This is a genomic window from Alteromonas sp. BZK5 (genome assembly GCF_014349115.1).
Taxonomy (GTDB): Bacteria; Pseudomonadota; Gammaproteobacteria; order Enterobacterales; family Alteromonadaceae; genus Alteromonas; species Alteromonas macleodii.
Map to the genome: position 1 here is coordinate 1 of NZ_JACSOE010000114.1, position 8,150 is coordinate 8,150.

At 42.1% G+C, this 8,150-nt stretch carries 8 protein-coding genes; 4 read left to right on the top strand and 4 right to left on the bottom strand.

Annotated elements, in window-relative coordinates:
- The 3 genes from BIZ39_RS19200 to BIZ39_RS19210 form a co-directional block, all read left to right on the top strand.
- A partial coding sequence (locus BIZ39_RS19200; protein WP_187447758.1) for a DUF1524 domain-containing protein occupies nucleotides 1-319 on the top strand: 319 nt, incomplete at its 5' end.
- Nucleotides 320-376: 57 nt separating this feature from the next.
- Nucleotides 377-1,261, top strand: coding sequence for a 3'-5' exonuclease (locus BIZ39_RS19205; RefSeq protein WP_187447759.1), 885 nt, complete (start codon nucleotides 377-379; stop codon nucleotides 1,259-1,261).
- Between the two features lie 48 nt (nucleotides 1,262-1,309).
- Complete coding sequence (locus BIZ39_RS19210) at nucleotides 1,310-1,711, top strand: phage protein NinX family protein (RefSeq protein ID WP_187447760.1); 402 nt, start codon at nucleotides 1,310-1,312, stop codon at nucleotides 1,709-1,711.
- A 200-nt stretch (nucleotides 1,712-1,911) separates the two neighbouring features.
- Here the strand turns inward: BIZ39_RS19210 and BIZ39_RS19215 are convergent, their stop codons facing one another.
- Nucleotides 1,912-2,460, bottom strand: a complete 549-nt coding sequence (locus BIZ39_RS19215) for a hypothetical protein (RefSeq protein WP_187447761.1) — start codon at nucleotides 2,458-2,460, stop codon at nucleotides 1,912-1,914.
- Nucleotides 2,461-3,401: 941 nt separating this feature from the next.
- Between BIZ39_RS19215 and BIZ39_RS19220 the strand changes: the two genes are divergently transcribed.
- Nucleotides 3,402-4,190, top strand: a complete 789-nt coding sequence (locus BIZ39_RS19220; protein ID WP_187447762.1) for a hypothetical protein — start codon at nucleotides 3,402-3,404, stop codon at nucleotides 4,188-4,190.
- 320 nt (nucleotides 4,191-4,510) lie between these two features.
- On the opposite strand, the gene BIZ39_RS19225 is transcribed toward BIZ39_RS19220, so the two are convergent.
- The 3 genes from BIZ39_RS19225 to BIZ39_RS19235 form a co-directional block, all read right to left on the bottom strand.
- Complete coding sequence (locus BIZ39_RS19225; RefSeq protein ID WP_187447763.1) at nucleotides 4,511-4,834, bottom strand: hypothetical protein; 324 nt, start codon at nucleotides 4,832-4,834, stop codon at nucleotides 4,511-4,513.
- A 334-nt stretch (nucleotides 4,835-5,168) separates the two neighbouring features.
- Nucleotides 5,169-5,603 (bottom strand): hypothetical protein, encoded by a 435-nt coding sequence (locus BIZ39_RS19230; RefSeq protein ID WP_187447764.1) that lies wholly within the window; start codon nucleotides 5,601-5,603, stop codon nucleotides 5,169-5,171.
- Between the two features lie 15 nt (nucleotides 5,604-5,618).
- Nucleotides 5,619-7,973, bottom strand: a complete 2,355-nt coding sequence (locus BIZ39_RS19235; protein WP_187447765.1) for a hypothetical protein — start codon at nucleotides 7,971-7,973, stop codon at nucleotides 5,619-5,621.
- Nucleotides 7,974-8,150: the final 177 nt, after the last annotated feature.

Consider the following 8,150-nt stretch of genomic DNA (forward strand, 5'->3'; position numbering starts at 1 on the left):
AATAGATGCTGACCACATCATTCCTTTATCGTTTGCCCACAAAAACGGAGGCGCTGATTGGTCAAAGAGAAAGAAGCAACTTTTTGCCAATGACTTGCAAAATATCCTCATCGTGTCTGCTAAACTAAATCGCCAAAAATCAGACTCAGGCCCTGCCCATTGGATGCCGCCACTTCAAAGCTATCGGTGTGTTTATCTCACGGCTTTTGACGGCTTATTGGCAAAGTACCAACTAAATCATCCCCCAAAGGAATATCGTGTTGTAAATAGAATGCACAACGCTTGTAATCTTCCGGCTCCCTTCAAAACGGATAAGTAGCGAGGCTAGTTGATGGGTTTAAGATGGTTACATCTTTACCCATCAAGGAAATACGCCATGCTCTCTCAAACCCAGATCGCTGAAATAAATCACCGCCCAAGTGACTTTCTATTGTTAGAAATTCTTCCTGCAATGAAATGGAAGCTACCCGTGACGCTCAACGAGGCTGTTGGCGAAACCATTAATGTTTGCATAGTAGACTGTGAAACCACCGGCCTTGACGCCAAGCTTGACGAAATTATAGAGCTTGGGTTTGTATCAATGAGCGTTGATATATCTAATGGCAACATTGTCAACGTTGAGCGCATGGGAGCATATTACAATGAGCCAAAAGCGCCTATTGATGATGATATAACCCGAATTACTGGAATTACTGACAGTGATGTTAAAGGTCATACAATTAGCATGGATATTATCAGTTCTGTTTTTAAAGGCGCTGATCTTATTGTTGCACACAACGCAAAGTTCGACCGCAGCTTCATCGATAATCATATTAATGCTCTGGGTTATTCTGCCCTTTCAATCCCGTGGGCATGCTCAATTAAAGATGTAGACTGGCGAACACTTGGCTATGAGTCTAATGCATTGGGTTATCTGGCTTTCAAACAAGGTTATTTCTTCACAGCGCACCGAGCCTGTGAAGACTGTTTAGCGACCGCCTTTGTCCTTCATACAGAAAAAACAGCCCTGCAGCGTATCCTTAAAGCCTATAACACCCCTATTTCAGACTTGAGGGTTAACAGCCGTTTTGCAGCTAAAGATGCACTCAAAAAGCTTGGTTGCACATGGGATTCAGAAAGACGCCAATGGCATAAAGTTATAGTTGGTAACCAAGATGAAATCGACGGTGAGATCAAGTCACTAAAAACCGCTGACTCAGTGGGAAAAATCAGTGTTGATGTCTTAACTTGTTCACCTTTAACACGTTACGCCAGTGAATAAACAGAGCGTCTAATAAGCGTAAGCAATTATATGACTTGGGAGTTCAATATGGTACCCGTTAATAACTTAAAAGGTGCTGCTCTTGACTGGGCCGTGGCAGTGTGTGAAGCGAAGTGTATTGCATTTGACCCGATGGGGTTTAAGAACGGTGCTAATGCAGTTTTTTGGATTTGGGATGAACGAGACCCGAAAAAACCTATTTATCAGGTAATTGGTGCGGAGTATTCCCCCTCTACCATTTGGTCACAAGCTGGGCCCATTATAGAAAAACATAACATCTACCCTTCTTGCTATCATGGATGTGCCGCAGGAAACCCAAACAAATTCCAAGCGGGCACTGGTCTAGCGTGGTGTCGTGGAGAAACGCCTTTAATCGCTACTATGCGAGCATTGGTAAGGGGTAAGTTTGGTGACGAGATAGAATTACCAAAAGAGTTCCTGTCTCGATGAGCTAATCCGTTGGAAGTAAAAAATCAGTTTGTTAAAGAGCCCTGTAGTGCAGGGCTCCCTCTGGCCACTTTACTATGATAGTTAACAATTTCAGACGCAATTAAACATCAAGACCTGTTTAATGGGGTTCTTTGTCGCACACTTGACTTACAATTCACCTTGGGGAAACAGTGCATAGCAGCTTGTTACATACTGAACATTTAAGTCATAGCAACCAATATAGGTATTCCGAAAGAAATAAGTAGCATTGGTACGGACAAAAAAATCAAATTTTTCGTACTTATATCTTTACTTACTGAGTGATACGCAAAGTTGATTACACTCATTAATGACAACAATATTGCAAAAGCAATTAGTGGATAGACAACAAAGAAGTCTAATGCCAAATGGTCTATGTTTTTATTTACTAATGATTTAGCTAATGTGAGCGCTAAGCCGGAGATGGTTAAATTGCTTATAAAACTCATCAACACTTCGAAAGTAAATCCTTTAGGCTCTCCTGCATTAATAAAACTCTCGATTTTGGTCTCTGTTTCCTTTGTGAAATAGCTATCAGCTTTGTTATACGAAAATAGCCCTAGCCAAATAACTATAGTTTGCGCGAACACGATTTTCCATTCTTCAGTTATTTCTAACCCGCGATACAATATAACAAAAACAATGGTTACCAAAACCGCTGTAAAAACCAGCAAAAGTATTGGAATCAGTAATTTAAGTAGTTCTCTTGAGCCACTTCCCTTCTCGAACATATTTTCCCCTTTCTCAATAACTAAGCTTTTTGTGGCCGTTAACGAAACATACCCAGAATGTATTGGCGTATTATTCACTGCCTCCACGCTAAAAATCGTTTTCTTCAACAACGATTAATATCGAATTTCGTTAGTCTTCTCCGAACCTTACATTGATTCACTTTATAAGTTAAACAGTAATGCCAGGTCAATAAATACGTAGTGGAACACATACGGTAATATCTTCATGAAAAAGAAAACTTGAAACGGTTTTGCAGACTTTGCAGAAAACTATTATCCTTGCTGTGAAACGAACAGCCTTCAAATTAATAAAGGATTAGAATTTGAGTATCGGTTTCTTGTATTTTCCAATTGTTATGACTGTTTGAGTGACGTCGTCAATATTGGTCAGTTATCAACTTTGTATTCTAATGAAGAGGGTATAATGCAGCTAAGTGGTATAGAAGCATTCAAAGTCTATGGTGACCGCATAATGGCCACGACAACCCTGACTTTTTTCGTTGTTGGACTACTTCTTTCTGGGGCAAGTTTAACGCTGATAGAGATATTACGGTTCGCAAGTGGCTTTAGCATCCTGACATTTCTATTAACGACCCTCTATGCGTGTGTCTATCTACCTTTCAAACTACAAAGAGCTATCTAGCCATTTCTCCCTCCCCCCTAACTAGTCATCTGGTGAAATAAATACTTACAAGAATTAGGTGTTAATTTTCTTCGATTGGGCAATAAATAATACTCTTTAGCAAAACATCAAAGAGAAACACTATGAAAATTTTGACCATTGTTGGCGCCAATTTATGCATCTATATGGGTATTGCTGGATTAACTGCTACTGATAATCTCGTCGTGACGGGTGTAGCAATGGCTATCGGGTCCTACATAACTACAAAATTAATCTGGTGGTAGATAGTTACGGCTCCATCTATGCTTCACTCCTTGACATGGCTAAGCAAGTAACACTGCAGCGAGATATTTTTAGTGATGTAGGATTGTTTTTGCTTCTTGTCATGTTGCTGTACCTATTCGAGGCGTTGAGCTTTCGATTTGTGGTGGCCGGCGGCTTCGGCCGCAAGATAATCCGCATTTGTCTGGCACCTGGTGTTTTACTTCATGAATTAGCGCACTATGTATGTGCTGTTCTGAGTGGCTTCAGCAAAGTGAGGATGTATCTGCTTCCCAATAACACAGCTCCCAACGTTTTAGGGCATGTTGTTTATTCTTACAGGCCGAGTCTACTAAGCTCTATCGGCATTGTCTTAACTTCCCTCGCACCTCTTCCTATCGGCGCTTTGGCGTTAATCGGATTGCTCAAACTGATTAGCTATCTCAACGTGAGTGATGTGATGGCTGTACCGAGCCTATGGGATTTTAAAAGCTTCATTGAGTACATCAGCGTGGTTACCGCTGAGGTTATGGCAATTTCTTGGTGGAAAGGTGTGATGTGTGTGTACCTTTATATCGTCATCTCACTCACAATGATGCCAAGCTACCAAGACATTAAAGTCCTTCTTATACACGGTTTATTCGTAGCGGTTCTCGTAGCTATCTTATGTGTATTTGTCGCCATGACGCCGTATACGGTAATGCCAATTGTGCATCTTGGCTTGGTAATGTTAAACAAAGGCTTACAAGTTTGCGTCAGTGCTGCTTTTATTGGACTTGTGTGCGTTTTATTAATCAGCACGACTATGAGTATTTTGATGAGTGTGTTGAGCGCAGCCAGACGATAAGAGCGAGTTCGCTACTTCGGATATATTAATAAGAGGGATACTCCCATTGCGCAAAGCCAGTAAAGTAAAATTTTGCACTGTGTTATCCCGACCATTGGTGTGATTCTATTACCACCAGTAATGGGAGTTTTGGATGGGGTGGAGTGGACCAACATTAGTCGGTTATTTAATGCTTACGGCTTTCTGGATAGCAACACTCTGGATAATTGCCTGTTGCATATCTTACTTCCTCGAGCCAAAGAAGCTATAGCTAAATGACTCTAGTGCTAAAAAGGAAAACAGAACCTTTTTAAGTTAGCCTTAATCCGACGCCATAAGGATTAGTTTTCAAACGTTTTATATACCCACCGGCCCTTGTGTATATACTCAAATTTAGCATTGGTTTTATGCTCTTTGATACGACCGTTTACGGGAAAAATGGTCAGGCACGTTTGACAAAGACAGTGACCATCAAAGACTAACGTATTGGTATAAGCCGTATTAAGGTTTCCGCGAGCAAAATCACCGCATATAGTCTCACCGCATTGCTCGCATTCACCCATGATGTCTTCAACCAAAAAGCCATTGTCAAAAGTAAATGGAAGTTGAGAATGAAAGGTTGGCTCATTAATAAAACGTTCTTTCATCATTGCTAACTTAGACATAAGCACCTGCGGGTATGTGTTATCGATAGTAATAGATTACCAGTGAGACCGAGGTGCGCTATTATTTGAGTCTAAGGAATTATGCACCAGTGATGGCGTTTAAATGGTTATCAGGAAGAGCCTGAAAAGCTTGCCCTATTCATTGTTATTACTTTCAGTGTAGCACCCAAGTCTACCCAGCGCGGTGCCACAGCCGACAGCTACAAAAATACAAATTAAAAAAATCAGAACGTAGAAAGCCATAGATTCATTCCATTTCAAAGGAGAAAACGAAGTGTATTAGTTACTATCATAAGGCTTCTAAAACAGCGTTTCCCTTTTGAAAGATTTTTAACTAGTGAATAGCTTTTTCCTTATCGAAAGAAAAGAAAATCGATTTTTTTACAAAAGAGAAGTGCTTTGTAATTTGCGTAACATCTGACTTGGTGACGTCGTCACTATTGAGATCTATGATCAGCTCTAGTGAGAATGGAATCCCCTGACGCTTGATGCCTGAATCTACCAGCTCCCGAACGTCCTCAAGCAGCTTCCTCAGTCTTATTAGGTCACTTGTTTGTCGAATTGGTCGGACAATAAAACACGTCAAAAAGCCCTCCGACTGAACAGTGAAATCAAACTCCATTTTCACCCAACCTGTATCGATATACCTATTGGTATGCAGCACCCCCGGTCTTGTTGTCAATAAATACGTCTTGGCCTGTGATAGCAAATGCCTCATATCCTTTAACACCATAAACTGTTCCTGAGGTGCGGGTTTCATTTCACTCACTTTAATTTTTCCTTGTTAAGCAAACAACGACAATTGCTCACCCTGTATCGCCATAGCACGACGTAACTGCAGGGATTCATTAAGCAATGTGCAGTTAGGCTCCATCACGTCTTTCTGCAACATCTCTAAGACTGGATTAACATACTTTTGATATGCTTCACCCTCGCCTAGAAGCAGACCATGCCAACGAACTTGGTGGATCCAGTGTGATTTATCTGCCCGAAGGGCTTGATGCTGTGAAAATACAGAATTCAATTCTCGACGTGCATCACATATCGCGTCAACAACATCTTGAAGGTGTGCGGCCCCAGACTCAACTATCTCAGAAAGTTGTTCTGATTTTTTTAGGTACATGTAGATATCGTTTGGTACGAGTTCTGTCAATAGTTGTTTAACCGAAGACGCACCAGACATTAATTGCAAAGCGGTCTGCCCTGCTTGACGAGCGCGAACCACAGATTGAGATTCAGGGTTGATAACATCTACCCCCAAGTGATACTTCACTTCTTCTATCACAGCGCCAAGTGCCAATTTAAGTGTACTAAGCCGCTTTGAGGACAATTCCTCGGCGTATTTCGCCACAGTGCTGCTGTACTGTCCAGATTGGAGCAGGACGCGCTCTTCTCTGATGCGAGCACGATCTTTATTACGCAATTTACGCAACTCAAGAATGTACGAGGCTTTAAAGCTTCGGTATTCCTCCATGCTTTTAACCATAGGCTCAGCATCTATTTGAGCTAATGAATAAGATTGAAAGCGAAAAAATCCCAATTCTGCGAAAAGCTGTGTTCTACAAATCTTTTCTCTAAGTGTCGGAAAGTACGACTTATCTACCGCGATACCAGCACCTAAACATTCGTTGATAACCTGCCCAGCGCCAGAATAATAACGCACTCGTTTCACATCCAGAGTGCGGCGGCGCTTAATGCGAGACTCAACATGGCTATAGTAAATATCTAAGGCGCGCTGAACTCCACCACGGGATACCCAGTACTGATATTGCTGGTGGTCAAAATCAATCCGGCCAGACAATTCGTTCAAGGCTTTATCAATATTATCCACAGTAGGCATAGCCTTGCGTTGTTCTGTCGCAAAGTCTAACTCCCACTGACGGACATAGTTTTGATAAGACATACCCAACGTAGATTGATAGCGAGGGTTATAAAACGCTAGGCTCATCAAGCCTGCTTCAATTTTTTTGCTTCCATCCGCTTGCTTTATCGATACGCGTTTCCGTGATGTTTTCTCATATTTTTTCACACGTTCTGACTCAGAAGATAAGCGGTGCTTCGTGGCTTTAATGCGAACACCAGCAGGAACCTGCACGCGATTAAGCCCTGGGATAGCAGCTGACACAACTGCGGAGATGTGTAATTTGTTATTCAATTCAGCTTTTGAAACGGCCAGCCCCGGTAACGACGTAAGAAATTCCAATACCACTTTATTAGACGTCGTTCTTTCTGTGAGCTTATCGAGGGCAGCATCCAGCTGACGGGTAAAGACGTTACTCATTTCTTTATTCAAACGTCGCTCTAGACTGACGTTGCCCACTTTCAAGCCATCCACCTGCAAATCATCAATCGCGATATTAGATGTAACTTTTAGCTGGTCTAAGTCAAAGAGACATGACGCTATCGCTTTAACCGGAGCATTCGTTAGGTATGCATCTTCAAGAAACGGGTTAAAATCCGCTTCTAGCACATCTGTCTCGTCAAATGGGCGAACCCAAAAATCTGAGAGCTTGGTATTACTTTGCACAAATTTTTGTACGTCTAAATCTGCTTTTAACAGAGGGTGAAAGCGAGCTTGCGGTGTCGCAGATTCTTCGCTGGTGGGCATAGGACGGATACCCTGCTCTAACAGTTCCTTGTTCAGCGCGGGGAATTTTGGAGACAACCAGTTTATCCATTCTCCACGTTCTGCTTCAGCCAGCGTTTCATGATAGATTGCCAAAGGAGCAAAGCCCACACCAATACCATCAAGAGCCCAGCGCATTGAAAGATACATAGCATGCTTTTCACCGAGAATTTGGCTCATAGGCTGTTCTGAAACAGCCTCAATGTACATTGAAGTGAGTTGCTCTTTCTCTTTATCATTCAGTGTTGGGTCGTTAGCAATACACTTAACGCCCGGATGCTCGTTTGTCGTGCCGTTAGCAACGTGATGGCGCATTATCTCTGTCTGTTTTTGATTAACTACAGAAATACGTGCTGACAGTCTAACTAACTTACTTAGAATTTGGGGTTTCATAACATTTGGTTGTAATGCCACATGAAAACCACCCGCTTGATCAACAGCACGTGCATGAAATGCTCGATGTTTCATATCTGTCGATAAACGCGCCATATAGTCATGCAGTCGAACCTGCATTTCAGCGCCTAGTACTCGCCACCGCTCATATCTCATGAGGCTTTCACCGGTTTTATCATTTGGATTTTTTCCGCAAACAAAACAACCGAAGCGAGATTTCCCTCCACACCCTGAACTTCCATTTCCTTTAGAGCCGGCCACGTAATTACAGCGTTCATTGGAGCCTTGGCCATAAAC

What these genes read in the sequence shown, in the direction of transcription:
- BIZ39_RS19210 (WP_187447760.1), top strand. Translation starts at nt 1,310, where the DNA reads ATGGTACCCGTTAATAACTTAAAAGGTGCTGCTCTTGACTGGGCCGTG.
- BIZ39_RS19235 (WP_187447765.1), bottom strand. Translation starts at nt 7,973, where the DNA reads ATGCAGGTTCGACTGCATGACTATATGGCGCGTTTATCGACAGATATG.
- BIZ39_RS19225 (WP_187447763.1), bottom strand. Translation starts at nt 4,834, where the DNA reads ATGTCTAAGTTAGCAATGATGAAAGAACGTTTTATTAATGAGCCAACC.
- BIZ39_RS19220 (WP_187447762.1), top strand. Translation starts at nt 3,402, where the DNA reads ATGGCTAAGCAAGTAACACTGCAGCGAGATATTTTTAGTGATGTAGGA.
- BIZ39_RS19215 (WP_187447761.1), bottom strand. Translation starts at nt 2,460, where the DNA reads ATGTTCGAGAAGGGAAGTGGCTCAAGAGAACTACTTAAATTACTGATT.
- BIZ39_RS19205 (WP_187447759.1), top strand. Translation starts at nt 377, where the DNA reads ATGCTCTCTCAAACCCAGATCGCTGAAATAAATCACCGCCCAAGTGAC.